Source organism: Klebsiella sp. 7-CIP_Kleb. (assembly GCF_050378655.1).
Classification (GTDB): domain Bacteria; phylum Pseudomonadota; class Gammaproteobacteria; order Enterobacterales; family Enterobacteriaceae; genus Klebsiella; species Klebsiella quasipneumoniae.
This window is the reverse complement of record NZ_JBNRLJ010000015.1, coordinates 1-25,973: the sequence shown is the minus strand read 5'-3', so window position 1 is coordinate 25,973 and position 25,973 is coordinate 1. Positions and strand designations below refer to the sequence as shown.

Annotated in this window: 23 protein-coding genes and 1 riboswitch; of the genes, 10 read left to right on the top strand and 13 right to left on the bottom strand. The window is 58.0% G+C overall.

The features are described 5' to 3' along the window. On the top strand, window positions 1-4,224 hold the full coding sequence (gene rpoC, locus ACQUTI_RS25145; protein WP_428923408.1) for a DNA-directed RNA polymerase subunit beta': 4,224 nt from the start codon (window positions 1-3) through the stop codon (window positions 4,222-4,224). A gap of 398 nt (window positions 4,225-4,622) precedes the next feature. Then, window positions 4,623-5,963, top strand: a complete 1,341-nt coding sequence (gene dcuB / locus ACQUTI_RS25140; RefSeq protein WP_008808003.1) for an anaerobic C4-dicarboxylate transporter DcuB — start codon at window positions 4,623-4,625, stop codon at window positions 5,961-5,963. A 43-nt stretch (window positions 5,964-6,006) separates the two neighbouring features. On the opposite strand, the gene ACQUTI_RS25135 is transcribed toward dcuB, so the two are convergent. From ACQUTI_RS25135 to ACQUTI_RS25090, 10 genes are all read right to left on the bottom strand, one after another. After that, window positions 6,007-6,324: a PTS lactose/cellobiose transporter subunit IIA gene (locus ACQUTI_RS25135; protein ID WP_004206755.1), complete on the bottom strand. Its 318-nt coding sequence runs from the start codon at window positions 6,322-6,324 to the stop codon at window positions 6,007-6,009. A 3-nt stretch (window positions 6,325-6,327) separates the two neighbouring features. Next, window positions 6,328-6,633 carry a PTS sugar transporter subunit IIB gene (locus ACQUTI_RS25130; protein WP_002884150.1) on the bottom strand — a complete coding sequence of 102 codons (306 nt, stop codon included), beginning with the start codon at window positions 6,631-6,633 and terminating at the stop codon, window positions 6,328-6,330. Window positions 6,634-6,805: 172 nt separating this feature from the next. Then, complete coding sequence (locus tag ACQUTI_RS25125; RefSeq protein ID WP_004206753.1) at window positions 6,806-8,338, bottom strand: sensor domain-containing diguanylate cyclase; 1,533 nt, start codon at window positions 8,336-8,338, stop codon at window positions 6,806-6,808. Between the two features lie 316 nt (window positions 8,339-8,654). After that, a complete protein-coding gene (gene thiH / locus ACQUTI_RS25120) occupies window positions 8,655-9,788 on the bottom strand; it encodes a 2-iminoacetate synthase ThiH (protein WP_065878603.1) in 1,134 nt (377 codons plus the stop codon). Beyond that, window positions 9,785-10,555 carry a thiazole synthase gene (gene thiG / locus ACQUTI_RS25115; RefSeq protein WP_032456545.1) on the bottom strand — a complete coding sequence of 257 codons (771 nt, stop codon included), beginning with the start codon at window positions 10,553-10,555 and terminating at the stop codon, window positions 9,785-9,787. Before thiG ends, thiH begins: the two co-directional genes overlap by 4 nt. A 1-nt stretch (window position 10,556) precedes the next feature. Further along, window positions 10,557-10,757 (bottom strand): sulfur carrier protein ThiS, encoded by a 201-nt coding sequence (thiS, locus tag ACQUTI_RS25110; RefSeq protein ID WP_004206750.1) that lies wholly within the window; start codon window positions 10,755-10,757, stop codon window positions 10,557-10,559. Beyond that, a complete protein-coding gene (thiF, locus tag ACQUTI_RS25105; protein ID WP_004206749.1) occupies window positions 10,741-11,496 on the bottom strand; it encodes a thiazole biosynthesis adenylyltransferase ThiF in 756 nt (251 codons plus the stop codon). The genes thiS and thiF overlap by 17 nt, the downstream gene beginning before the upstream one ends. Then, on the bottom strand, window positions 11,489-12,124 hold the full coding sequence (gene thiE, locus ACQUTI_RS25100) for a thiamine phosphate synthase (RefSeq protein WP_017901116.1): 636 nt from the start codon (window positions 12,122-12,124) through the stop codon (window positions 11,489-11,491). Before thiE ends, thiF begins: the two co-directional genes overlap by 8 nt. Then, complete coding sequence (gene thiC / locus ACQUTI_RS25095; protein WP_254465720.1) at window positions 12,124-14,019, bottom strand: phosphomethylpyrimidine synthase ThiC; 1,896 nt, start codon at window positions 14,017-14,019, stop codon at window positions 12,124-12,126. Before thiC ends, thiE begins: the two co-directional genes overlap by 1 nt. 84 nt (window positions 14,020-14,103) lie before the next feature. Further along, window positions 14,104-14,227, bottom strand: a riboswitch (TPP riboswitch). A gap of 53 nt (window positions 14,228-14,280) precedes the next feature. After that, window positions 14,281-14,778, bottom strand: coding sequence for an Rsd/AlgQ family anti-sigma factor (locus ACQUTI_RS25090; protein ID WP_004206746.1), 498 nt, complete (start codon window positions 14,776-14,778; stop codon window positions 14,281-14,283). Between the two features lie 93 nt (window positions 14,779-14,871). Between ACQUTI_RS25090 and nudC the strand changes: the two genes are divergently transcribed. From nudC to ACQUTI_RS25060, 6 genes are all read left to right on the top strand, one after another. Then, complete coding sequence (nudC, locus tag ACQUTI_RS25085) at window positions 14,872-15,645, top strand: NAD(+) diphosphatase (protein ID WP_004206745.1); 774 nt, start codon at window positions 14,872-14,874, stop codon at window positions 15,643-15,645. A 40-nt stretch (window positions 15,646-15,685) separates the two neighbouring features. Next, complete coding sequence (gene hemE / locus ACQUTI_RS25080; protein ID WP_004206744.1) at window positions 15,686-16,750, top strand: uroporphyrinogen decarboxylase; 1,065 nt, start codon at window positions 15,686-15,688, stop codon at window positions 16,748-16,750. A 12-nt stretch (window positions 16,751-16,762) separates the two neighbouring features. Next, entirely contained in the window at window positions 16,763-17,434 is a 672-nt protein-coding gene (gene nfi, locus ACQUTI_RS25075) for a deoxyribonuclease V (RefSeq protein ID WP_004206743.1), read from the top strand. 42 nt (window positions 17,435-17,476) lie between these two features. Further along, window positions 17,477-18,067: a YjaG family protein gene (locus ACQUTI_RS25070; RefSeq protein WP_004206742.1), complete on the top strand. Its 591-nt coding sequence runs from the start codon at window positions 17,477-17,479 to the stop codon at window positions 18,065-18,067. Window positions 18,068-18,253: 186 nt separating this feature from the next. Further along, window positions 18,254-18,526 carry a nucleoid-associated protein HU-alpha gene (gene hupA / locus ACQUTI_RS25065; RefSeq protein ID WP_002884342.1) on the top strand — a complete coding sequence of 91 codons (273 nt, stop codon included), beginning with the start codon at window positions 18,254-18,256 and terminating at the stop codon, window positions 18,524-18,526. Window positions 18,527-18,538: 12 nt separating this feature from the next. Next, on the top strand, window positions 18,539-19,234 hold the full coding sequence (locus ACQUTI_RS25060; RefSeq protein ID WP_023319466.1) for a DUF1481 domain-containing protein: 696 nt from the start codon (window positions 18,539-18,541) through the stop codon (window positions 19,232-19,234). A gap of 3 nt (window positions 19,235-19,237) precedes the next feature. Here ACQUTI_RS25060 and zraP read toward each other — a convergent pair whose 3' ends face one another. After that, a complete protein-coding gene (zraP, locus tag ACQUTI_RS25055; RefSeq protein WP_122543605.1) occupies window positions 19,238-19,675 on the bottom strand; it encodes a zinc resistance sensor/chaperone ZraP in 438 nt (145 codons plus the stop codon). Between the two features lie 259 nt (window positions 19,676-19,934). On the opposite strand from zraP, the gene zraS reads away from it, so the two are divergent. Then, window positions 19,935-21,329, top strand: coding sequence for a two-component system sensor histidine kinase ZraS (gene zraS / locus ACQUTI_RS25050; protein WP_017901121.1), 1,395 nt, complete (start codon window positions 19,935-19,937; stop codon window positions 21,327-21,329). Beyond that, window positions 21,316-22,647 carry a sigma-54-dependent response regulator transcription factor ZraR gene (zraR, locus tag ACQUTI_RS25045; protein WP_053810880.1) on the top strand — a complete coding sequence of 444 codons (1,332 nt, stop codon included), beginning with the start codon at window positions 21,316-21,318 and terminating at the stop codon, window positions 22,645-22,647. The genes zraS and zraR overlap by 14 nt, the downstream gene beginning before the upstream one ends. Here the strand turns inward: zraR and purD are convergent. After that, window positions 22,637-23,932: a phosphoribosylamine--glycine ligase gene (gene purD, locus ACQUTI_RS25040; RefSeq protein ID WP_004206736.1), complete on the bottom strand. Its 1,296-nt coding sequence runs from the start codon at window positions 23,930-23,932 to the stop codon at window positions 22,637-22,639. The genes zraR and purD overlap by 11 nt on opposite strands. Before the next feature lie 15 nt (window positions 23,933-23,947). Continuing rightward, window positions 23,948-25,537, bottom strand: a complete 1,590-nt coding sequence (gene purH, locus ACQUTI_RS25035) for a bifunctional phosphoribosylaminoimidazolecarboxamide formyltransferase/IMP cyclohydrolase (protein WP_004206735.1) — start codon at window positions 25,535-25,537, stop codon at window positions 23,948-23,950. Between the last annotated feature and the right edge of the window lie 436 nt (window positions 25,538-25,973).

Sequence of the window (25,973 nt, the reverse complement as noted above, 5' to 3'; positions counted from 1 at the left end):
GTGAAAGACTTATTAAAGTTTCTGAAAGCGCAAACTAAAACCGAAGAGTTTGATGCGATCAAAATTGCTCTGGCTTCGCCAGACATGATCCGTTCATGGTCTTTCGGTGAAGTTAAAAAGCCGGAAACCATTAACTACCGTACGTTCAAACCTGAGCGTGACGGCCTTTTCTGCGCCCGTATCTTTGGGCCGGTAAAAGACTATGAGTGCCTGTGCGGTAAGTACAAGCGCCTGAAACACCGCGGTGTGATCTGTGAGAAGTGCGGCGTTGAAGTGACCCAGACTAAAGTGCGTCGTGAGCGCATGGGCCACATCGAGCTGGCATGTCCGACTGCGCACATCTGGTTCCTGAAATCTCTGCCGTCCCGTATCGGCCTGCTGCTGGATATGCCGCTGCGCGATATCGAACGTGTACTGTACTTTGAATCCTATGTGGTTATCGAAGGTGGCATGACCAACCTCGAACGCAACCAGATTCTGACGGAAGAACAGTACCTGGACGCGCTGGAAGAGTTCGGTGACGAATTCGACGCGAAGATGGGTGCGGAAGCGATCCAGGCGCTGCTGCGCAATATGGATCTGGAGCAGGAGTGCGAGCAGCTGCGTGAAGAGCTGAACGAAACCAACTCCGAAACCAAGCGTAAAAAGCTGACCAAGCGCATTAAGCTGCTGGAAGCTTTCGTACAGTCTGGCAACAAGCCGGAGTGGATGATCCTGACCGTTCTGCCGGTACTGCCGCCAGATCTGCGTCCGCTGGTTCCGCTGGATGGCGGTCGTTTCGCGACGTCTGACCTCAACGATCTGTATCGTCGCGTGATCAACCGTAACAACCGTCTGAAACGTCTGCTGGATCTGGCTGCGCCGGATATCATCGTACGCAACGAAAAACGTATGCTGCAGGAAGCGGTAGATGCCCTGCTGGACAATGGTCGTCGCGGTCGTGCGATCACCGGTTCTAACAAACGTCCTCTGAAATCTTTGGCCGATATGATCAAAGGTAAACAGGGTCGTTTCCGTCAGAACCTGCTCGGTAAGCGTGTTGACTACTCCGGTCGTTCTGTTATCACCGTAGGTCCATACCTGCGTCTGCATCAGTGCGGTCTGCCGAAGAAAATGGCGCTGGAGCTGTTCAAACCGTTCATCTACGGCAAGCTGGAACTGCGTGGCCTGGCCACCACCATCAAAGCCGCTAAGAAGATGGTTGAGCGCGAAGAAGCTGTCGTTTGGGATATCCTGGACGAAGTGATCCGCGAACACCCGGTTCTGCTGAACCGTGCGCCGACCCTGCACCGTCTGGGTATTCAGGCATTCGAACCGGTTCTGATCGAAGGTAAAGCCATCCAGCTGCACCCGCTGGTTTGTGCGGCATACAACGCCGACTTCGATGGTGACCAGATGGCTGTTCACGTACCGCTGACGCTGGAAGCCCAGCTGGAAGCGCGTGCGCTGATGATGTCTACCAACAACATCCTGTCCCCGGCGAACGGCGAACCAATCATCGTTCCGTCTCAGGACGTTGTACTGGGTCTGTACTACATGACCCGTGACAGTGTTAACGCCAAAGGCGAAGGCATGGTGCTGACTGGCCCGAAAGAAGCTGAGCGTATTTATCGCGCCGGCCTGGCCTCTCTGCATGCGCGCGTTAAAGTGCGTATCACTGAATACGAAAAAGACGACAATGGTGAGTTTGTCGCGAAAACCAGCCTGAAAGACACGACCATTGGCCGTGCCATTCTGTGGATGATCGTACCGAAAGGTCTGCCGTTCTCTATCGTGAACCAGGCGCTCGGTAAGAAAGCGATCTCCAAGATGCTGAACACCTGTTACCGTATTCTGGGCCTGAAACCGACCGTTATTTTCGCGGACCAGACGATGTACACCGGCTTTGCTTACGCAGCGCGTTCAGGTGCATCCGTTGGTATCGATGACATGGTCATCCCGGAGAAAAAATACGAAATCATCAGCGAAGCGGAAGCGGAAGTTGCTGAGATTCAGGAACAGTTCCAGTCCGGTCTGGTGACCGCGGGCGAACGCTACAACAAAGTTATCGATATCTGGGCTGCGGCGAACGATCGTGTATCCAAAGCGATGATGGATAACCTGCAAACCGAAACCGTGATTAACCGTGACGGTCAGGAAGAGCAGCAGGTTTCCTTCAACAGCATCTACATGATGGCCGACTCCGGTGCGCGTGGTTCTGCTGCACAGATTCGTCAGCTGGCCGGTATGCGTGGTCTGATGGCGAAGCCGGATGGCTCCATCATCGAAACGCCGATCACCGCGAACTTCCGTGAAGGTCTGAACGTACTCCAGTACTTCATCTCCACGCACGGTGCGCGTAAAGGTCTGGCGGATACCGCACTGAAAACAGCGAACTCCGGTTACCTGACTCGTCGTCTGGTCGACGTTGCCCAGGACCTGGTCGTCACTGAAGACGACTGCGGCACCCTGGAAGGCATCACCATGACGCCGGTTATCGAAGGTGGCGACGTTAAAGAGCCGCTGCGCGATCGCGTACTGGGTCGTGTGACTGCGGAAGACGTGCTGAAGCCGGGTACCGCGGATATTCTGGTTCCACGCAACACGCTGCTGCACGAGCACTGGTGTGACCTGCTGGAAGCGAACTCCGTTGACTCCGTCAAAGTGCGTTCCGTTGTATCCTGTGACACCGACTTTGGTGTATGTGCGCACTGCTATGGTCGTGACCTGGCGCGTGGCCACATCATCAACAAAGGTGAGGCTATCGGCGTTATCGCGGCACAGTCCATCGGTGAGCCGGGTACACAGCTGACGATGCGTACGTTCCACATCGGTGGTGCGGCATCTCGTGCGGCTGCTGAATCCAGCATCCAGGTGAAAAACAAAGGTAGCATCAAGCTCAGCAACGCGAAGTCGGTTGTGAACTCCAGCGGTAAACTGGTTATCACTTCCCGTAACACCGAGCTGAAACTGATCGACGAATTCGGCCGTACCAAAGAGAGCTATAAAGTGCCTTACGGTGCGGTTATGGCGAAAGGCGACGGTGAGCAGGTTGTCGGCGGTGAAACCGTCGCAAACTGGGATCCGCACACCATGCCGGTTATCACCGAAGTCAGCGGTTTCATCCGCTTCACTGACATGATCGACGGCCAGACCATTACTCGTCAGACCGACGAGCTGACCGGTCTGTCTTCGCTGGTGGTTCTGGACTCTGCAGAACGTACCGCAGGTGGTAAAGATCTGCGTCCGGCGCTGAAAATCGTTGATGCTCAGGGCAACGACGTTCTGATCCCAGGTACCGATATGCCGGCTCAGTACTTCCTGCCGGGTAAAGCGATTGTTCAGCTGGAAGATGGCGTACAGATCAGCTCTGGTGACACCCTGGCGCGTATTCCGCAGGAATCCGGCGGTACCAAGGACATCACCGGTGGTCTGCCGCGCGTTGCGGACCTGTTCGAAGCACGTCGTCCGAAAGAGCCGGCAATCCTGGCTGAAATCAGCGGTATCATTTCCTTCGGTAAAGAAACCAAAGGGAAACGTCGCCTGGTTATCACCCCGGTAGACGGTAGCGAACCGTACGAAGAGATGATTCCGAAATGGCGTCAGCTCAACGTGTTCGAAGGTGAACGTGTAGAACGTGGTGACGTGGTTTCCGACGGTCCGGAAGCGCCGCACGACATTCTGCGTCTGCGTGGCGTACATGCTGTGACCCGTTACATTGTTAACGAAGTCCAGGACGTATACCGTCTGCAGGGCGTTAAGATTAACGATAAACACATCGAAGTTATCGTTCGTCAGATGCTGCGTAAAGCCACCATCGAAAGCGCAGGCAGCTCCGACTTCCTCGAAGGCGAGCAGGTGGAATACTCCCGCGTCAAGATCGCGAACCGCGAACTGGAAGCGAACGGCAAAGTGGGCGCAACGTTCTCCCGCGATCTGCTGGGTATCACCAAAGCGTCTCTGGCCACCGAGTCCTTCATCTCCGCGGCATCGTTCCAGGAGACCACTCGCGTGCTGACCGAAGCAGCCGTTGCGGGCAAACGCGACGAACTGCGCGGTCTGAAAGAGAACGTCATCGTGGGTCGTCTGATCCCGGCCGGTACCGGTTATGCGTACCACCAGGATCGTATGCGCCGTCGCGCTGCTGGCGAACTGCCGGCGGCACCGCAGGTGAGCGTGGAAGAAGCATCTGCCAACCTGGCAGAGCTGCTGAACGCAGGTCTGGGCGGTTCTGACAACGATTAATCGTTGATGCACTGCTGAAAAGCCGGTCAGGTTTCCTGACCGGCTTTTTTATTGCCTGTTCTCCGCAGCACCCGTCTTTAATTACATTTACGCCATATCCAGGCTGCAATTTTTTAGCAATTAATTCATACAAAATATCCATTAATCTATCATCTCAAAAACCTTTCTTTATATATGGGTAAAACTTCTACTCATATCAAAAAATAATCAATTCAAAGAGGATATATTCAAAATACCTGATGAATCATGGGATTACTGCTGCTGCTTTATCTTCGGCGCGACGGCTCTGGAGAGGGAACGCTGCATCTCATGCTTCCCCCAACAAGGCGCAGAAATAACCCCGGCAGACAGGTATGGATCATTACTTTAGGTCTGAGCGGACAGGCTCTGGGGGCTGCATGGAATTCGCGATACAACTCATTATTATCTTAATTTGTCTGTTTTACGGTGCCCGAAAAGGCGGTATTGCGCTGGGGCTGCTGGGCGGCATCGGTTTGGTGATCCTCGTTTTTGTTTTTCATCTCCAGCCGGGCAAACCGCCGGTTGATGTGATGCTGGTGATCATTGCGGTGGTGGCGGCCTCGGCGACGCTGCAGGCATCCGGCGGTCTGGATGTCATGCTGCAGATTGCTGAGAAGCTGCTGCGGCGTAACCCAAAATATGTCTCTATTGTGGCGCCTTTCGTCACCTGCACGCTGACCATCCTCTGCGGTACCGGTCACGTGGTGTATACCATCCTGCCGATTATCTACGATGTGGCGATTAAGAATAACATTCGCCCGGAGCGTCCGATGGCCGCCAGCTCCATTGGCGCCCAGATGGGGATCATCGCCAGCCCGGTCTCAGTGGCGGTGGTTTCGCTGGTGGCGATGCTGGGGAATTTTACCTTTAACGGTAAACATCTGGAGTTTCTCGATCTGCTGGCGATAACCATTCCGTCCACGCTGCTGGGCATTTTAGCGATTGGCATCTTCAGCTGGTTCCGCGGCAAAGATCTGGATAAAGACGAAGCCTTCCAGGCGTTTATTGCGGTACCGGAGAACCGCCATTACGTCTATGGCGATACGGCGACGCTGCTGGATAAAAAGCTGCCCACCAGCAACTGGATAGCGATGTGGATTTTTCTGGCCTCCATCGCTGTGGTGGCGCTGCTTGGCGCCTTCTCTGAACTGCGTCCGGCCTTTGACGGTAAACCGCTGTCGATGGTGCTGGTGATCCAGATGTTTATGCTGCTTTCCGGGGCGCTGATTATCATCATTACTAAAACCAACCCGGCATCGATTTCCAAAAATGAGGTCTTTCGTTCGGGAATGATCGCTATCGTCGCGGTGTACGGCATCGCCTGGATGGCGGAGACCATGTTTGGCGCGCACATGACCGAGATTAAAGGCGTGCTCGGGGAGATGGTCAAAGAGTATCCATGGGCCTATGCCATCGTTCTGCTGCTGGTTTCGAAGTTTGTGAACTCGCAGGCGGCAGCGCTGGCGGCGATTGTTCCGGTGGCCCTGGCCATCGGCGTTGATCCGGCCTATATCGTGGCTTCTGCGCCGGCCTGCTATGGCTACTATATACTGCCGACCTACCCAAGCGATCTGGCGGCGATCCAGTTTGACCGCTCAGGGACCACCCATATTGGCCGCTTTGTGATTAACCACAGCTTTATCCTGCCCGGGCTCATCGGCGTTGGCGTCTCCTGCGTGTTTGGCTGGGTATTCGCGGCGATGTACGGCTTTCTGTAAGCGGGGACGGGCGCCGGCAGCGACGCCCGTTTAATTCGAGAGATTATTGCGCGAGGGGCAGGCGACGGTATAGTTCAATCATATCGGTCGCCAGATCCTGAATGACCATGGCGTTCATCAGATGGTCCTGAGAATGCACGGTGATCAGGTTGACCGGTAACTTACCGCTGCCTTCATCCAGGCCGATAAGCTGGGTCTGAATTTTATGCGCATGTTTGACGAACTCATGGGACTCGGCCATGGCCTGCTCCGCTGCGGCAAAATCGCCTTTCCGCGCCAGCTGTAGCGCCGTGAGCGCCGCGCTGCGCGCAGAACCCGCGTTAACCAGCAGCTCCATGATGATCGTTTCTAAATCTTCCATCGATTACTCCAGCATCTTAAGGGCTTTATCCAGAACGGCATCGCCTTTCATCATGCCGTAGTCCATCATATCGATCACCGCGACCTTTTTGCCGAACGGGTCGGCCAGCGCCTGAAGCTTCGCCTGCTCATATTTCACCTGCGGGCCGAGCAGAATAATGTCGGCGGCGGCCAGATTATCTTTAAACTCGGCGACCGGTACGGCCTTGATGGAGACTTCAACACCTTTCTTCTGCGCGGCATCTTGCATACGCTGAACCAGCATGCTGGTAGACATACCGGCGGCACAGCACAAAACGATATTCTTCATAGTCAGTGGCCCTTGTGTTCCGTGATGTCCTATCTTTAGCGCGGCCCTGGCGATGCGACAACCGCTTTACCGTGATTGTGTGTAAGTCATCACACAAAAATTGAAACCGGTTTCATTTTTGTCGGAAAAAATAAAAAAGCCCACCGAAGTGGGCGGTTGCGGCGCTGAAGCCCTAGGCGCGCAGGATGCGGTTTTTACCCTGCTGTTTGGCTTTGTACAGCGCTTCATCGACGCTCACCACCAGCTTATCCAGCGGCTCCATGTTCCATTCCCCCAGCCCGGCGCTGAAGGTGACCGTCAGGCCATCTTCGCGCCAGGTGCGCCGTTCGACGTTTACCCGCCATGTTTCCAGCAGCGTGCGGGCGTTATCAATATGTTCGGCAGGAAAGACCACCGCGAACTCTTCGCCACCATAGCGATAGAGGGATATCTCCAGCGGCTGGAGGACCTGCAGTCCTTCGCGGGCGACGTTTCGCAGAACGATATCGCCGTTGAGGTGACCCCAGGTGTCGTTGATCGATTTGAAGTTATCGATATCGACCAGCGCGAGGGCGAACGGCTGATGATCGTTCATCAGCGCGGCAATATCACTATCGAAGGCGCGGCGGTTCTTGCAGCCGGTGAGCGCATCGATGGTCGCCTGGCGGACGTAGGTCAGCTCGCGCTGCTTATTAGTTTCAATGGCTTTACTCAGCATCGCCTCGAGGCGGGGGGCGCGTTTGACGTCGCCGGTTTTAATCGCATTGATGATATTCATCAGCACGGTGCGGGAGGCATGACGCAGATAAAGGCCGAACAGGATGATGATGATCGCCGCGAGGGCAAAACCGCCGATCACTAAATTGGTTTCATGGCGCGTCAGATTGACCAGGGTGGTGTTATCAACACGGAAAATCACAAACCAGTCGGGATTGGTAAAGGAGTAATAGTAATACCAGGTGTCGCTTCCGGGATCGTAAAGCTGCCCCTCGCCGCTGGTCATTTTATCCATCAGCTCATTACTGACGAAGGGTTTAAACAGCGCACCAGGGTCGGAGTGCAGGACCACTTTACCATCACGCTGCACCACAAAAAACTCGCCCTGTACGGGGGCCACCATCTGACGCAGCGCGAACCCCATGGAGGTGAGATCAAGATGAAAGGCCAGGCTGCCCTTGAGTTTCCCTTCCGGGGTGATGATGGGTTTGAAAATGGTAATCGTCGGATGGTGGGTAAAAAAATCCATATATGGGCTGGTGTAGTGGCTGAAGGTGCTGGCTTCCGCCTGTTTGATAAACCAGGGCCGCGTTCTGGGATCGAAAGCCCGGCTGTCTTCATTTTCCAGCACCTCCGGGGCGCGCAGGTAGTGGCCCTCGGTATCCGCCAGTGAGATGGATGAGACGCTCGGCATCATGTTCTGTAACTGCATCAGCGTCGTTAATCCTTTCTCCGGCTCCACATTGACTGCGCGATTCAGTTCGTCATTGCGGGCAAAGAAGGCGACCGCGCGCCCAAGGATAAAATCATTTTCCCGCAGCAGGGTTTCCGTATAGTTGATCGCCAGGTTGTGGGTAAAGTTGCGGTTAATGTCGTGATAATCTTCAAGAAAATCTTTCCGCTGCGCCAGGGTGACAAAAATAGCGATCAGCATAAAACTGAGCAAGATGCCGGCAAACCCCACGACGATCGGCGTCGTGAAAGAGAGCTTTCTGTTGTGTAGGGCCATGAATCGTTAATCGTCCCGGATGTATAAACCATGGGTCCGAACGCAGGTTGTGACTGCGGCGCCTGCCGATCGAATCAGTTAACTATTGCTCAATTATAACTCTGAGGCCTTCATGTATCGTGATTTATATTCGGCGATAATGCACAGGCCCTCGTTCAGCGCGGAGAGGCAGGGCGAAAATGAGGAAGAAAAGGTTCGCCCTGGTCAGCGTCCGCTGCTGACCCGGGCAGAATAGAAAAAGGGCGCCTGGCGGGCCAGTTCCCGTTTTTCATCTCTCGTGCAGGCGCGCAAAAATATCAGGCGCTTACACTGTTCATCATGAAGTTTGCGAGGCGCGTCCCAGCCAGCTGTCCCAGTCTTTCCATACCGGCTGCAGGCCGCGGGCAGTCAGCGCGCTGGCGACTTCTTCAGGTCGACGGCCATCGTGCGGCGCGAACTGCTCAAGCTCCGGATGATCGTCGGCGTAACCCCCGGGCTGGGTTTTGGAGAAGGCGCTGACGTTATTGATCGCCAGCGGGATCACCCGGTCGCGGAACCAGGGGGATTCGCGGGTGGATAGCGACAGCTCAACCTCCGGCGCCAGCAGGCGGAAGGCGCAGATGGTCTGCACCAGCTGACGCTCATCCATTAGCGAGGCTGGTTCAATGCCGCCGGCGCAGGGACGCAGACGCGGGAAGGAGACCGAATAGCGGCTGCGCCAGTAGCGTTGCTGCAGCCACAACAGGTGCTCAGCGACCATAAAGCAGTCCACTCGCCAGCTGTCGGAAAGGCCGATCAGCGCGCCAAGGCCGATCTTATCGATCCCCGCCTCGCCCAGGCGATCCGGCGTATCCAGCCGCCAGAAGAAATCCTGTTTTTTCCCTTTCAGATGGTGCTGGGCGTACATACCTTCGTGATAGGTCTCCTGATAGACCATCACCCCGTCGAGCCCCAGGGTTTTCAGCTCGGCATACTCGTCGGTCGCCAGCGGCTGTACCTCCATCTGCAGCGAGGCAAACTGGCTGCGGATTGCCGGCAGGTGCTGGCGGAAATAATCCATTCCCACCTTGCCCTGATGCTCACCGGTTACCAGCAGCAGATGCTCAAAACCCAGGTCGCGGATCGCGGCGCACTCGCGGGCAATCTCGGCGGCATCCAGCGTCTTGCGCTTAATGCGATTGCTCATCGAGAAGCCGCAGTAGGTGCAGTCGTTGGCGCACAGGTTGGAGAGATACAGCGGCACGTAGAAGCTGACGGTATTGCCGAAGCGCTGGCGGGTAAGCCGCTGCGCGCGCTGGGCCAGAGGTTCAAGATACCCGGCCGCCGCTGGCGAAAGCAGTGCCATCATATCGTCGCGGGTCAGCTGTTTGGCCGCCAGCGCCTGTTCGACATCGGCGGCGGTTTTACTGTTGATGCGCAGGCGGATGTCGTCCCACTCCAGCTGCCGCCAGCGATCGCTAAAGGTTTTCATGCCAGCGCCTCCAGGAATCCGGTGAGCGGGCTGGTGGCCTGCGCCTGCGCGCTGCGCGCCCCCGGTCCGGCCTGACGGGCCAGCAAGCCGGCCTCGACCGCCATACGGAAGGCGTGGGCCATGGCCACGGGATCGTCGGCGACGGCAATAGCGGTATTGACCAGCACCGCGTCCGCGCCCATTTCCAGCGCCTGCGCCGCATGGCTCGGAACGCCGATGCCGGCGTCGACGACCACCGGCACCGTCGCCTGTTCGATAATAATCTCCAGCATGGCTTTGGTTTCCAGCCCCTGATTTGAGCCGATCGGCGCGCCCAGGGGCATCACCGCCGCGCAGCCAGCCTCTTCCAGTCGTTTACACAGCACCGGGTCGGCGCCGCAGTAGGGCAGCACCACGAACCCTTCGCGGACCAGCAGCTCCGCCGCTTTCAGGGTTTCAATCGGGTCGGGCAGCAGCCAGCGGGCGTCCGGGTGGATCTCCAGTTTCAGCCAGTGGGTGCCCAGAGCCTCCCGTGCCAGGCGGGCGGCAAACACCGCCTCTTCCGCCGTCTTGGCGCCCGAGGTATTCGGCAGCAGGCTGACCCCCGCCGCCAGCAGCGGGGCGAGGATGGCGTCATTGTGCTGACGTAAATCGACGCGCTTCATTGCCAGGGTGACCAGCTGGCTGCCCGAGGCGCGAATCGCCTCAACCATCACCCCCGGGGCGGCGAATTTGCCGGTACCGGTGAAAAGATGGGATTCAAATGTTTTGTCTGCAATACGTAACATGTCAGCCTCCAGCGATAACCTGAAAAAGCAGGACTCGATCGCCTTCCTGCAAGAGATGATCTTCCCACCGATCGCGCGGCAGAATGTGTTGATTGAGCGCCAGCGCGACGCCCGGCTGCAGCTGTTCGAGCTGGGTCAGCAGGGCGCTCACGCTGAGATTGTCGGCGCACGCCAGCGGCTCGTCGTTAAACCAGATCTGCATGTCGCCCTCCGCACACCGGGCAGCCCCGGGAGCGCTGTAGCGCCAGGTTACGCCAGCTGCTGGTGCGGGCGTCGAACAGCCGCAGTGTGTTGCGCGGCGTCGTCATGCCGCTGAGCAGCTTAATCGCCTCCAGCGCCTGCAGCGTGCCCATCATGCCGACCACCGGGCCGACGATCCCCGCGGTGCGGCAGTTGCGCTGCGGTTCGTCGCTATCCGGCCACAGGCAGCGATAGCAGCCCTGTGTCCAGGGCGGGGTGAGCACCATCAGCTGACCGCCGAAGCCGACGGCGCTGGCGGTCACTAACGGGATGTCGAGGGCCACGCAGGCGGCATTGATCGCCTGGCGGGTGACCATGTTATCGGTACAGTCCAGCACCACGTCCGCTTTCGCCACCTCGGCGCGCAGCGCCTCGCCGCTTAAGCGCTGCTGGAGCGCAACCAGTGTGATCTGCGGATTTAGCTGGCTGAGCCGCGTCTTTGCCGCCGCGGCTTTTGGCCGATCGATATCCGCGCTGGTGAACAGGATCTGCCGCTGCAGATTGCTGAGATGCACGGCGTCGTCATCGGCCAGGGTCAGCGTCCCGACGCCAGCCCCGGCCAGATAGAGCGCTGCCGGGGAGCCCAGCCCGCCAAGGCCGATAATCAGCACCCGGCTGGCTAACAGCTTCTGCTGACCCTCGATGGCAATATCCTCCAGCAGCAGCTGGCGGCTATAGCGCATAAAGTCGTGATCATTCATCGCCCGCTCCTGCCAGCGCCAGCAGCTGGTCGGTCGCTGCCCGCCAGTCCGCCGCCTGGGTGATGGCGCTGACCACTGCGATGCTGCCGACGCCGGTCGCCAGCACCGCCGGGGCCTTTTCAAGGCTAATTCCGCCGATCGCCACGGTGGGGTAATCCGCCAGGCGTTGGATATGTCTGGCAAGCTGCTCGAGTCCCTGCGGCGCGGAGGGCATCTGTTTGGTTTGCGTCGGGAAGACGTGACCCAGAGCGATGTAAGAGGGACGCGCCGCCAGGGCGATATCAATCTCCATATCGTCATGGGTGGAGACGCCAAGACGTAGCCCGGCTTTGCGGATGGCGCTCAGATCGGTGGTTTCCAGATCTTCTTGTCCGAGATGTACGCCGTAGGCCTGGTGCTTGATCGCCAGTCGCCAGTAATCGTTAATGAACAGCCGGGCGTGATAGCGGCGGCCAAGGGCGATGGCGGCGATGACGTCATCCTCCACCTCGCTGTCGCGTCGGTCCTTGATGCGTAACTGAAGGGTGCGTACTCCAGCTTCGAGCAGGCGTTCAATCCACGCCACGCTGTCCACTACCGGGTAGAGCCCGAGACGAAACGGGACGGGTGGAAAATCAGGCTGATACATCAGACTTCCTCCTGTTTCAGGTAGATTTCGCCGCCGCGGGCGCGGAAGTGATGCGACATATCGGCCATGCCGGCGTCGATGGCCTGCCTGGCGGCGTAGTCGCGGACTTCCTGAGTGATCTTCATTGAACAGAATTTCGGACCGCACATGGAGCAGAAGTGGGCAACTTTGCCGGATTCCTGCGGCAGGGTTTCATCGTGATAGGCCCGAGCGGTGAACGGATCCAGCGCGAGGTTAAACTGGTCTTCCCAGCGGAATTCGAAGCGCGCCTTCGACATGGCGTTATCGCGGATCTGCGCCCCTGGATGGCCTTTCGCCAGGTCAGCGGCGTGGGCGGCGATTTTGTAGGTAATCAACCCCTGCTTCACATCCTCTTTGTTGGGCAAGCCGAGATGCTCTTTCGGCGTGACATAGCACAGCATGGCGCAGCCGAACCAGCCGATCATCGCCGCGCCGATGCCGGAGGTGAAATGGTCGTAGCCCGGCGCAATGTCGGTGGTGAGCGGCCCGAGGGTGTAGAACGGCGCTTCGTGGCAGTGCTCCAGCTCTTCGGTCATATTGCGGCGGATCATCTGCATCGGCACGTGGCCGGGACCTTCGATCATCACCTGCACGTCATACTCCCAGGCGATTTTCGTCAGCTCGCCGAGGGTGCGCAGCTCGGAGAACTGTGCTTCGTCGTTGGCATCCTGAATGGAGCCGGGGCGCAGGCCATCGCCCAGCGACAGCGAAACGTCATAGGCGGCGCAGATTTCGCAGATTTCGCGGAAGTGCTGGTAGAGGAAGTTTTCCTGATGGTGCGACAGGCACCATTTGGCCATGATCGAGCCGCCGCGCGAGACGATGCCGGTCAGACGCTTAGCGGTCATCGGGACGTAGCGCAGCAGTACGCCGGCGTGAATGGTGAAGTAGTCGACTCCCTGTTCGGCCTGTTCCAGCAGGGTATCGCGGAAGACTTCCCAGGTGAGGTTCTCGGCGATGCCGTTGACCTTCTCCAGCGCCTGGTAAATCGGCACAGTACCGATGGGGACCGGACTGTTACGCAGGATCCACTCGCGGGTTTCGTGGATATAGCGGCCGGTAGAGAGATCCATCACCGTATCGGCGCCCCAGCGGGTAGACCAGACCAGTTTCTCGACCTCTTCTTCGATGGAGGAGGTCACCGCTGAGTTGCCGATATTAGCATTCACTTTCACCAGGAAGTTGCGCCCGATAATCATCGGCTCAGACTCCGGGTGGTTGATATTGGCCGGGATGATGGCGCGCCCGGCGGCCACTTCATCGCGGACGAACTCGGGGGTAATGTTTTCCGGCAGGCGGGCGCCGAAGCCTTCTCCGGCATGCTGCTGGCGCAGAACTTCGCTGCGAATACGTTCACGGCCCATGTTTTCGCGTATGGCGATGAACTCCATCGCCGGGGTGACGATCCCCTGGCGGGCGTAGTGCAGTTGGGTAACACATTTGCCGGCAACGGCGCGTTTTGGCGTCAGCTGGCTATTGAAGCGCAGCTCATCGAGGCCGTCATCGGCTAGCCGCGCTTTGGTATAGGCCGAGCTGCGTTCGCTGAGCGGGGCGCAGTCATTACGTGCGTCGATCCACGGCTGGCGCAGCCTGGCCAGCCCCTGGCGGACATCAATGCCAATATCCGGGTCGCCATAAGGCCCGGAGGTGTCATACACCGGGATCGGTTCGTTGGCTTCGTAATGGGGGTTATCGTTATCGCCGCCGACGAGGGTCGGGCTGAGCTGGATTTCGCGCATTGGGACGCGGATATCCGCTTGTGAACCTTGAATGTAGATACGGCGCGAATTAGGAAAAGCAGCGCCTTCCAGCGTATCGATAAATCGCTGCGCGTGCTCGCGTAGCTCACGACGGGTCAGTTTGGTAGTAGACATAGCGCATTCCAGATATAAAGGACATGGCTTGTCAGACGACGGATGGAGTAACAGATGCGATCGGCCCTGACGGACTGACGCGAACAGCAGTTTACTCTTGTTCCCTTCGCAGGTATTAGCCTGATCAGGTTCCGCGGATCCCGAATTAACGGTCTCAGCCTTTTCCATGTAGCCTTCACATGGAAAATAAGCACTCCGACAAGATGACATCCCCTCCGGGGAGGGGGAATGGAGGTAAACTACTCGTTAATTGCGCACAACTCAAGCGGTCGGGGCAATATTATCGCGCACCTCATCGCTCAGGTGATGGGCGACGGCGAGGGCGATCAGTTTATCTTCCAGGGCGAAACGCGCTTCCAGCGACTCGCCGATATCCGACAACGCCTGCTGAAATTCAAGGTAGTTATCATGATCAATGGCGTTTTCGAGGCAGGTATCGTAGTAGTCCATCATCTGCTGGGTATTGGCTTCCAGCTGCGGGTAAAGCCGGGTGGCGGCTAAAAGTGGGGTATCGCCTTCCATTTCGCCAATAATGCGTTCATAAATACTAAAATGACCGGACGAGAGGTAATCCACCAGACTTTGGCAAAAGTCATCCAGCGCCTTTTCGTTTAGCCGCATAAACGACTCTTTGCCCGGTTTCAGGCCAACCAGATTGTAGTAAGCCACGAGCAGATGCTTACGCACTTGTAGCCAGCGATCGACCAGTTCATTACTACCGCCAACGCGCTCCGTCAGATTTTCCAGCTGGTTTAGCATGATTGACTCCGCTAGTTTTGATTTAAATCTGCTCACCAAAATGTAAATATAATGTTAACAACATGCCAGTGAAGCAAAGGTAGTGCAATAGATATGGATCGTATTATTGAAAAATTAGATCGCGGCTGGTGGGTTGTCAGTCACGAACAAAAATTATGGTTGCCTGGTGGAGAATTACCACATGGCGAAGCGGTTAATTTCGATCTTGTCGGCCAGCATGCGCTGCATATTGGCGAATGGCAGGGGGAGCCCGTCTGGATGGTGCGCCAGGATCGCCGCCATGACATGGGATCGTTACGCCAGGTGCTGGATCAGGATCCGGGTCTATTCCAGCTGGCGGGGCGAGGGATCCAGCTTGCCGAATTTTACCGATCGCATAAATTTTGCGGCTACTGCGGCCACCCGATGCATGCCAGTAAAAGTGAATGGGCGATGCTGTGCAGCCACTGCCGTGAACGTTACTACCCGCAAATCGCCCCGTGCATTATCGTCGCTATCCGTCGCGACGATGCGATCCTGCTGGCGCAACATACCCGACATCGTAATGGGGTACACACCGTGCTGGCCGGGTTCGTCGAGGTTGGCGAAACCCTTGAGCAGGCGGTCGCCCGTGAGGTGATGGAGGAGAGCGGTATCAAGGTGAAAAATCTGCGCTACGTGACTTCTCAACCCTGGCCTTTCCCCCAGTCGCTGATGACTGCCTTTATGGCGGATTACGCAGAGGGCGATATCGTGGTGGATAAAAAAGAGTTACTCAGCGCGGACTGGTACCGCTATGACGATCTGCCGCTTCTGCCGCCGCCAGGTACGGTGGCGCGCCGGCTTATCGAAGATACCGTCGCGATGTGTCGGGCAGAGTTCGAGTGACATGTTACACTGGGCGTATCAACGCTAAAGGAATGTAAAAATGACCGAACTGAAGAACGATCGTTACCTGCGCGCGCTGCTGCGTCAGCCGGTTGATGTCACCCCGGTGTGGATGATGCGCCAGGCGGGCCGCTATTTACCGGAGTACAAAGCCACCCGTGCGCAAGCGGGCGACTTTATGTCGCTGTGTAAAAATGCCGAGCTGGCCTGCGAAGTGACGCTCCAGCCGCTGCGTCGTTATCCGCTGGACGCGGCGATCCTCTTTTCGGACATCCTGACCATCCCGGACGCCATGGGGCTGGGGCTGTACTTTGAGGCAGGCGAAGGCCCGCGCTTCACCTCGCCGGTGAAAAGCAAAGCCGACGTCGACAAGCTGCCAGTCCCGGATCCCGAGCAGGAACTGGGCTACGTGATGAATGCCGTGCGCACCATTCGCCGTGAACTGAAAGGCGAAGTGCCGCTGATCGGTTTTTCCGGTAGCCCATGGACGCTGGCGACCTACATGGTGGAAGGTGGCAGCAGTAAGGCTTTCACCGTCATCAAAAAGATGATGTACGCCGAACCGCAGGCGCTGCACGCGCTGCTGGATAAACTGGCGAAGAGCGTCACCCTGTACCTCAACGCGCAGATCAAAGCCGGCGCGCAGTCAGTAATGATTTTTGACACCTGGGGCGGGGTGCTGACCGGTCGCGACTATCAGCAGTTTTCCCTCTACTATATGCATAAAATCGTCGATGGCCTGCTGCGGGAAAACGAAGGCCGCCGCGTGCCGGTGACCCTGTTCACCAAAGGCGGCGGTCAGTGGCTGGAAGCGATGGCGGAGACCGGCTGTGACGCGCTGGGTCTCGACTGGACCACCGATATTGCCGATGCCCGTCGTCGCGTGGGCGACAAAGTCGCGCTGCAGGGCAACATGGATCCGTCCATGCTCTATGCGCCCCCCGCGCGTATTGAAGAAGAAGTCGCGACCATCCTCGCCGGCTTTGGTCAGGGAGAAGGCCACGTCTTTAACCTCGGCCACGGCATCCATCAGGACGTTGACCCTGAGCATGCGGGCGTCTTTGTTGAAGCGGTGCATCGTCTTTCCGCACCCTATCACCAGTAGGAGATCAGCCATATGGATTTAGCCGCACTCCGTATCCAGCAGCAACAGTTAGCCGCGTCGGTAGAGCGCGCGGATCGACTGGATCGTGACCCACCGACGTTGATCGGCGGCGCGGATGTCGGGTTTGAGCAGGAAGGGGAGATCACCCGGGCTGCGATGGTGCTGCTGACCTGGCCTGAACTGGAGCTGGTGGAGTATCAGGTGGCGCGCGTCGCCACTTCCATGCCCTATATTCCCGGCTTTCTCTCGTTTCGCGAAACCCCTGCGCTGCTGGCGGCGTGGGAGCAGCTTTCGCAAAAACCGGACCTGTTGTTTGTTGACGGCCACGGTATCTCCCATCCCCGGCGGCTCGGCGTCGCCAGCCATTTTGGCCTGATGATCGACGTGCCGACCATCGGGGTGGCGAAAAAACGGCTGTGCGGCAAAATCGGCGACCTGGGTGATGAGCCCGGTGCGCTGGCCCCGCTGATGGATAAAAATGAGCAACTGGCTTGGGTCTGGCGCAGCAAAGTGCGCTGCAACCCGCTGTTTATTAGCACCGGCCACCGGGTAGGCATGGACAGCGCTTTAATGTGGGTCGAACGCTGCATGCGAGGCTATCGTCTGCCCGAACCGACGCGCTGGGCCGATGCGGTGGCTTCCCGCCGTCCGTCGTTTGTGCGTTGGCAAGCAAATCACAGCTGATTCAGGTACACTGCGCCTAATTTCTGACTTCGAGAATTCATCATGTTACAAAACCCGATTCACCTGCGCCTGGAGAAGCTGGAAAGCTGGCAGCATGTCACTTTTATGGCCTGCCTGTGCGAGCGTATGTACCCCAACTACGCGATGTTCTGCAAGCAAACCGAGTTTGGCGACGGCCAGCTGTACCGTCGTATCCTGGATCTGATCTGGGAAACGCTGACGGTCAAAGATGCGAAGGTGAATTTCGATAGTCAGCTGGAGAAACTGGAAGAGGCGATCCCGGCGGCTGATGATTTCGACCTGTACGGTGTTTATCCGGCCATAGACGCCTGCGTGGCGTTGAGCGAACTGATCCATTCACGTCTGAGCGGCGAAACGCTCGAGCACGCGATCGAGGTGAGCAAAACCTCCATCACCACCGTGGCGATGCTGGAAATGACCCAGGAAGGTCGCGAAATGACCGACGAAGAGCTGAAAGCGAACCCGGCGGTAGAGCAGGAATGGGACATTCAGTGGGAAATTTTCCGCCTGCTGGCCGACTGCGAAGAGCGTGACCTTGAGCTGATAAAAGGCCTGCGCGCGGACCTGCGTGAGGCCGGCGAGAGCAATATTGGTATAAATTTTCAGCAGTGAGACCAGAAAACGTGATTTACCGCCTGAATTGTAGCGTCTGAAGGCTTCCATTCCGCCCCCCGTCTGGTCTACATTTGGAGGGCGAAAAAAAGTGGCTATCGGTGCGTGTATGCAGGAGGGTGCTTTTTTGGCATTTCCGTCGCACTCGATGCTTAGCAAGCGATAAACACATTGTAAGGATAACTTATGAACAAGACTCAACTGATTGATGTAATTGCGGACAAAGCTGACCTGTCCAAAGCACAGGCTAAAGCTGCCCTGGAATCTACCCTGGCTGCAATTACTGAGTCTCTGAAAGAAGGTGATGCTGTTCAACTGGTTGGTTTCGGTACCTTCAAAGTGAACCACCGCGCTGAGCGTACTGGCCGCAACCCGCAGACCGGTAAAGAGATCAAAATCGCTGCAGCTAACGTGCCGGCATTTGTTTCTGGCAAAGCACTGAAAGACGCAGTTAAGTAAGACCGCGTGGCAGTGAACAGTTTTATCGAAGGGGCTATTAAGCCCCTTTTGTCTGTCTGGCGCCGGCCTCTGGCGCTGGCGGGCATCCTGTTGCTGACTGCCTGCAGCCATAACGCGTCGCTACCACCATTTACCGCCAGCGGTTATGCGGACAACCAGGGGGCGATGCGTATCTGGCGTAAAGATTCTGGCGATGAAGTCCATCTTCTCGCCGCCTTCAGCCCGTGGCGTCACGGGGACACCTCGACCAGCGAATATCGCTGGCAGGGCGATCAGCTGACGCTGATTGAACTCAATGTCTACGGCAAGCCGCCGGAACATATTCGTGCCCGCTTCGACGCGCAGGGCGATCTTAGCTTTATGCAGCGGGAAGTTGACGGGCAGAAGCAGCAACTCTCCAGCGACCAGGTCGCGCTGTACCGTTATCGCGCCGAGCAGATCCGCCAGACCAGCGACGCCCTCCGCCAGGGACGGGTCGTCCTGCGTCAGGGACGCTGGAACGCCGCCGCGCATACCGTGCTGACCTGTGAAGGGCAGACGGTCACGCCCGACCTCGATAGTCGGGCTCTGGCGCACATTGAACGTCGGCAGAGCCACGCTTCCGCCGCGGTGAGCATTGCCTGGCTGGAGGCGCCGGAAGGCTCTCAACTGCTGCTGGTGGCCAATGAAAACTTCTGCACCTGGCAGCCGACGGAAAAAAGCTTCTAACCTTTACCAGTGATTCATGCCCATATGACCGCCGCCGCTACCGCGACAGCCGCCATATCCCATTCCTGCGCCGCGGGGAACGCCAGCCTCAGCCAGGGCGAGATCTAATTTCACCCGCTGCTGATCCAGCTTCTGGCGTAAGCCTTCCATCTCCTGAGCGACGGCTTCAATCTTGCCGCTGTCCGGCTTTTGCGCCGTGAGCAACGCATTGTACTCATAGCGTTTGGACTGCAACTGCTGGCGCAGGGCGCTGGTTTGCTCATAGTAATCGTTATGCAGCTTTTGCGCGGTAGCCTGCTGCTCCTGGGTCAGCTGACTGTAGCCCTGGTTGCCGATCCCTTTATTGTTGCCCCAGTGGTGGTTGGCCCAGGCCGTGTTGCTGCCGAAGGTCAGCGCGGCTAAGGTAACGAGGGCGAGAGGTAAGGTACGGTTCCGTTTCATGGCATTTTCTCCTGTGTGGTTTCTCTCGGTATTGCATCTTTCATGCCAGCCTGAAAAAGCCCGTCCGTGCAGGCCTGCCGAGGCCGTTAAAGAGAAGAGCGAGTAAAAATGACCCGTTCCGCCCGGGACCGGCGAGTCATTTTTACTCGCTAAAGCGCAGGCGATATGTTTGAGAGCAGGTTTGGCCGCGCGGAAACATGGCATGATTTCTGCTGAAAGATCCTGCTGATAGCGAAAAGGAGATGACAAGGACTCGCCGATGAAGATCAAACCTTTTTCCCGGGACGCTGCCGCTGGCGCGCTGAGCTGGCTGCTGACCGGTACGGTAGTGCTGCTGGTGGTGCTGTTCTCCGCGATGATCGTCCGCGACTACGGTCGTGAGACGACCGCCGCCCGACAAACTATCGAGGAGAAGGGGAGCGTACTGATCCGCGCGCTGGAGTCCGGCACGCGCGTTGGCATGGGAATGCGGATGCACCACGCGCAGCTGCAGGCCCTGCTGGAAGAGATGGCCTGGCAGCCGGGCGTCCTGTGGTTCGCGGTGACTGATGACAATGGCGCCATCATCGCCCACAGCGATCCGCAGCAGGTGGGTCAAACGCTCTACAGCCCCGCGCAGATGCGTGCGCTGGCGGTTGGCGAACAGGCTCGCTGGCGGCGGCTTAGCGAGCCGCAGCCGGCCATGGAGATCTATCGCCAGTTTCGCCCGCTCAATCCGGCCCGCGGCCACCATATGGGCATGATGAATCGCGGCAACAGCGCCCTGGCTCAAGCCAGTATCCCGCAGGTGATTTTTATCGCCTTTGATAGCCGCGAGCTGGATGCCGCGCAGGCCAGGGGGCAGCGGAATATGGCCATCATGCTGGGCGCCGCCGCGTTGGTGACAGCGGCAACGATCCTTGCCCAGTTCTGGTTCCGCCGCTATCGCCGCTCACGGAAACAACTGCTGGAGGCGATGGCCCGCAAAGAGAAACTGCTGGCACTTGGCCATCTGGCGGCAGGCGTGGCGCACGAGATCCGCAATCCGCTCTCGTCGATTAAAGGGCTGGCAAAATATTTTGCCGAGCGCACGCCGCCGGGCGGTGAGTCACATCAGTTAGCGCAGGTGATGGCCAAAGAGGCCGACCGCCTCAATCGGGTGGTCAGTGAGCTGCTGGAGCTGGTCCGGCCCGCGCATTTAAATTACCAGCCGGTGGATATTAACGCGCTTATCCACCACTCATTGCAGTTGGTTAGCCAGGATGCACAGAGTCGCGGGATCGCGCTGCAATTTACGCCGCGCCCGGAGCTCTCCACGATCAACGCCGATGCCGACCGCCTGAACCAGGTGCTGTTGAACCTGTACCTGAACGCGATGCAGGCGATTGGCCGCGACGGCGTCATTCACGTATCGGCAAGTGAAGCCGATCGGCGACGTATGAAAATAGTCGTTAAGGATAGCGGTAAGGGGATGAGCGATGAAGAGCTACAGGCCATCTTCACTCCTTATTTCACCACCAAGGCGGACGGCACCGGGCTGGGGCTGGCGGTGGTGCAGAATATTATCGAACAACATGGCGGGACGATCCGCGCCGAAAGTCAGCCGGGGGCTGGAGCGATATTTACGCTTTGGCTACCGCTGGATGCTCAACGGAGGGAAGATGAGCAGCGATAAGGTACAGATTCTGGTTGTCGATGATGACATCAGCCACTGCACGATCTTGCAGGCGCTGCTGCGCGGCTGGGGCTATCAGGTGGCATTAGCCCACAACGGCCGGCAGGCGCTGGAGCAGATCCATCATCAGGTTTTCGACCTGGTACTGTGCGATATTCGCATGGCGGAGCTGGACGGTATCGCAACGTTAAAAGAGATAAAAGCCTATAACCCGGCGATCCCGGTGCTGATCATGACGGCGTTCTCCAGCGTCGATACGGCGGTGGAGGCCATTAAGTCCGGGGCGCTGGATTATCTGATTAAACCGCTGGATTTTGACACGTTACAGCAGACGTTAGTCCAGGCACTGGCACACACCCGTCATAGCGAGGGCGACCCCAGCGTTGCGACGGATCTACGGTGGGGCATGATTGGCGACAGCCCGGCGATGCAGGCGCTTCTTAACGAAATTACGCTGGTAGCCCCTTCGGACGCGACGGTGCTGATCCATGGGGAGTCGGGAACCGGTAAGGAACTGGTGGCGCGCGCCATCCACGCCTGCAGCGGGCGCGGTGATAAGCCGCTGGTGACGCTCAACTGTGCGGCGCTGAATGAGTCGCTGCTGGAGTCGGAACTCTTCGGCCATGAAAAAGGGGCGTTTACCGGCGCGGAGCGGCGACGTGAGGGGCGCTTTGTCGAAGCGGATGGCGGCACGCTGTTCCTCGATGAAATTGGCGATATCTCGCCATTGATGCAGGTGCGTCTGCTGCGGGCGATTCAGGAGCGGGAGGTGCAGCGTGTCGGCAGCAACCAGACGCTTGCCGTTGATGTGCGGCTGATCGCCGCCACCCACCGCAACCTCGCCGAAGAGGTCAGCGCCGGGCGTTTTCGCCAGGATCTCTATTACCGCCTGAACGTCGTGACTATTGAGATGCCGCCGCTGCGCCGGCGCCGGGAAGATATTCCGCAGCTGGCGCAGCACTTTCTCAAACGCTATGCCGAACGCAATCGTAAGGCGGTAAAGGGGTTCACGCCACAGGCGATGGACCTGCTGATCCACTACCCCTGGCCGGGCAATATTCGCGAGCTGGAAAACGCGGTGGAGCGGGCGGTGGTGCTACTGACCGGAAACTATATCTCTGAGCGAGAACTGCCGCTGGCGATCGCCGGTACGCCGCTGCCATCAGGCGGGAGCGAGGAGGGGGGAATTCAGCCGTTAGTGGAAGTGGAGAAAGAGGTGATTCTGGCGGCGCTGGAAAAAACGGGCGGCAACAAAACCGAAGCCGCCCGTCAGTTAGGCATTACGCGGAAAACGCTGCTGGCGAAACTTAGCCGTTAGCCTTTTCACGTTCGATGGCGCGCCAGCCGATATCGCTACGGCTAAAGCTACCGTCCCAGCGAATGTCGGTCAGCAGCTGATAGGCGCGCTGCTGCGCCTGCGCTACGGTATCGCCCAGGGCGGTGACGCACAGTACGCGACCGCCGTTGGTGACCACGCGCTGGTCGTCAGACAGTTTCGTGCCGGCGTGGAAGACTTTACCGTCTGCCGCTTCCTGCTGCGGCAGACCATGGATCTCATCGCCCGTGTTGTAGTTGCCCGGATAGCCGCCGGCGGCAACCACCACGCCCAGCGACGCGCGGTCATCCCACTCGGAGGTTTTCTCATCCAGCTTGCCCGCGCAGGCGGCGAGGCACAGCTCTACCAGGTCGGATTTCATGCGCAGCATGATCGGCTGGGTTTCCGGATCGCCAAAGCGGCAGTTGAACTCAATGACCTTCGGGTTGCCCTGCTTGTCGATCATCAGACCGGCATACAGGAAACCGGTATAGGTGTTGCCTTCCGCGGCCATGCCCTTCACGGTTGGCCAGATAATCCGCTCCATGGTGCGCTGATGGACTTCATCAGTCACGACCGGCGCCGGAGAATAAGCGCCCATCCCACCGGTATTCGGGCCGGTATCGCCGTTGCCGACGCGTTTGTGATCCTGGCTGGTGGCCATCGGCAGGACGTGCTCGCCGTCGACCATCACAATAAAGCTGGCCTCTTCGCCATCGAGGAACTCTTCAATGACGATGCGGTGTCCGGCGTCGCCGAAAGCGTTACCGGCCAGCATGTCTTTGACCGCCGCTTCGGCTTCCTCGAGGGTCATCGCCACGATAACGCCTTTACCCGCCGCCAGACCGTCGGCTTTGATGACGATCGGCGCGCCTTTCTCGCGCAGATAAGCCAGCGCTGGCTCAACGTCGGTGAAGTTCTGATATTCCGCCGTCGGGATATGATGACGAGCAAGGAAATCTTTGGTGAAGGCCTTCGAACCTTCCAGCTGCGCAGCGCCTTCGGTTGGCCCGAAGATGGCCAGCCCGGCGGCACGAAACGCGTCAACCACGCCAATGACCAACGGCGCTTCCGGGCCAACGATGGTCAGGTCGATATTTTCATCCTGGGCGAAGCGAAGCAGCGCCGGAATATCGGTAACGCCGATGGCGACGTTTTGCAGCGACGGCTCCAGCGCGGTACCGGCGTTGCCCGGCGCGACGTAGACGGTATCAACCAGCGGCGATTGGGCCGCTTTCCAGGCCAGGGCGTGTTCGCGCCCGCCGTTGCCGATTACTAATACTTTCATCTGCTGCTCCATGAATTAATGGCGGAAGTGGCGCATGTCGGTGAAGATCATGGCGATGCCGTGTTCGTCAGCGGCGGCAATCACTTCGTCGTCGCGGATAGAGCCGCCCGGCTGAATAACGCAGGTGATGCCGACCGCTGCCGCGGCGTCAATCCCGTCGCGGAATGGGAAGAAGGCGTCAGAAGCCATGGCGGAGCCTTTCACTTCCAGACCTTCATCACCGGCTTTAATTCCGGCGATTTTCGCCGAGTAGACGCGGCTCATCTGACCGGCGCCTATGCCGATGGTCATATTGTCTTTGGCATACACGATGGCGTTGGATTTGACGAATTTCGCCACTTTCCAGCAGAACAGCGCATCGCGCAGCTCTTGCTCGCTCGGCTGACGTTTGCTGACCACGCGCAGTTCACCCGCGGTGACCATACCGAGATCGCGGTCCTGAACCAGCAGACCACCGTTAACGCGTTTGAAATCGAGACCGGCAACGCGCGCATCCCACTGACCGCAGGTCAGTACGCGGACGTTCTGCTTCGCGGCAGTGATTTTCAGCGCTTCTTCGCTGGCGGACGGGGCGATGATCACCTCGACAAACTGGCGAGAGATGATCGCCTGCGCGGTGTCGGCATCCAGTTCGCGGTTGAAGGCGATGATGCCGCCGAACGCGGAGGTCGGGTCGGTTTTGTATGCGCGATCGTAGGCGTCGAGGATCGAGTCGCTAACGGCAACGCCGCATGGGTTAGCGTGCTTAACGATCACGCAGGCCGGTTCGTTGAACTCTTTCACGCACTCCAGCGCCGCATCGGTATCGGCAATGTTGTTATAGGAGAGCGCTTTGCCCTGCAGCTGGGTAGCGGTTGCCACGGAAGCTTCTTTGACATTCTCTTCTATATAGAAGGCAGCCTGCTGGTGGCTGTTTTCGCCGTAGCGCATATCCTGCTTCTTAATGAAGTTCAGATTCAGGGTGCGTGGGAAGCGGCCAGCGGCTTCTTTGCTTTCGCCGTGATAGGCCGGAACCATGCTGCCGAAGTAGTTGGCGATCATGCTGTCATACGCGGCGGTGTGTTCGAAGGCTTTAATGGCGAGGTCGAAGCGGGTGTCCAGCGTCAGGGAGCCTTCGTTGGCGTCCATCTCATTAATGATGGCGGTGTAGTCGCTGCTCTTCACCACGATGGCGACGTCTTTGTGGTTCTTCGCCGCGGAGCGGACCATGGTCGGGCCGCCGATATCGATGTTTTCCACCGCGTCTTCCAGCGAGCATCCTTCGCGAGCGACGGTCTGGGCAAACGGATAGAGGTTAACGACCACCATATCGATAGGCGCGATCCCGTGCTGCTGCATGATGCCGTCATCCTGACCGCGACGGCCGAGGATGCCGCCGTGTACTTTCGGATGCAGGGTTTTCACGCGTCCATCCATCATTTCCGGGAAACCGGTGTAGTCAGAGACTTCGGTTACCGGCAGGCCTTTATCTGCCAGCAGGCGAGCGGTGCCGCCAGTGGACAGCAGCTCGACACCACGAGCGGAAAGCGCCTGCGCGAATTCGACGATACCGGCCTTGTCAGAAACACTGAGCAGAGCGCGGCGGACTGGACGACGTTGTTGCATGGTATTAAATCCCCAGGATTTGAACATTACAGAGAGCGTTAGGTGAGTTTTTGCCTAAAAACTCACCTAACGCACCCAACCGGGCATCCGTGTCATAGCGCGGCATTGTAACGAAAACGTTTGCGCAACGCTCGCGAATTTTTATCTTTCTCTCCAGGCCGGTGAATCTCCTTCTATATAGCTGGCGATCCACGGGGCTAGCGGTCATGTTTTTACGCTCTCCTGTGGATAATTCTGTGTGTAACGAGGTATAAAGCGGGGTTTTGCTGGGGAATGCAGCAGTCAGTCATTTTTCTGCCATTTTTCTATTGCGGGCGCTCGAGAACTCCCTATAATGCGCCTCCATCGACACGGCGGATGTGAATCACTTCACACAAACAGCCGGTTCGGTTGAAGAGAAAAATCCTGAAAAACGGGTTGACTCTGAAAGAGGAAA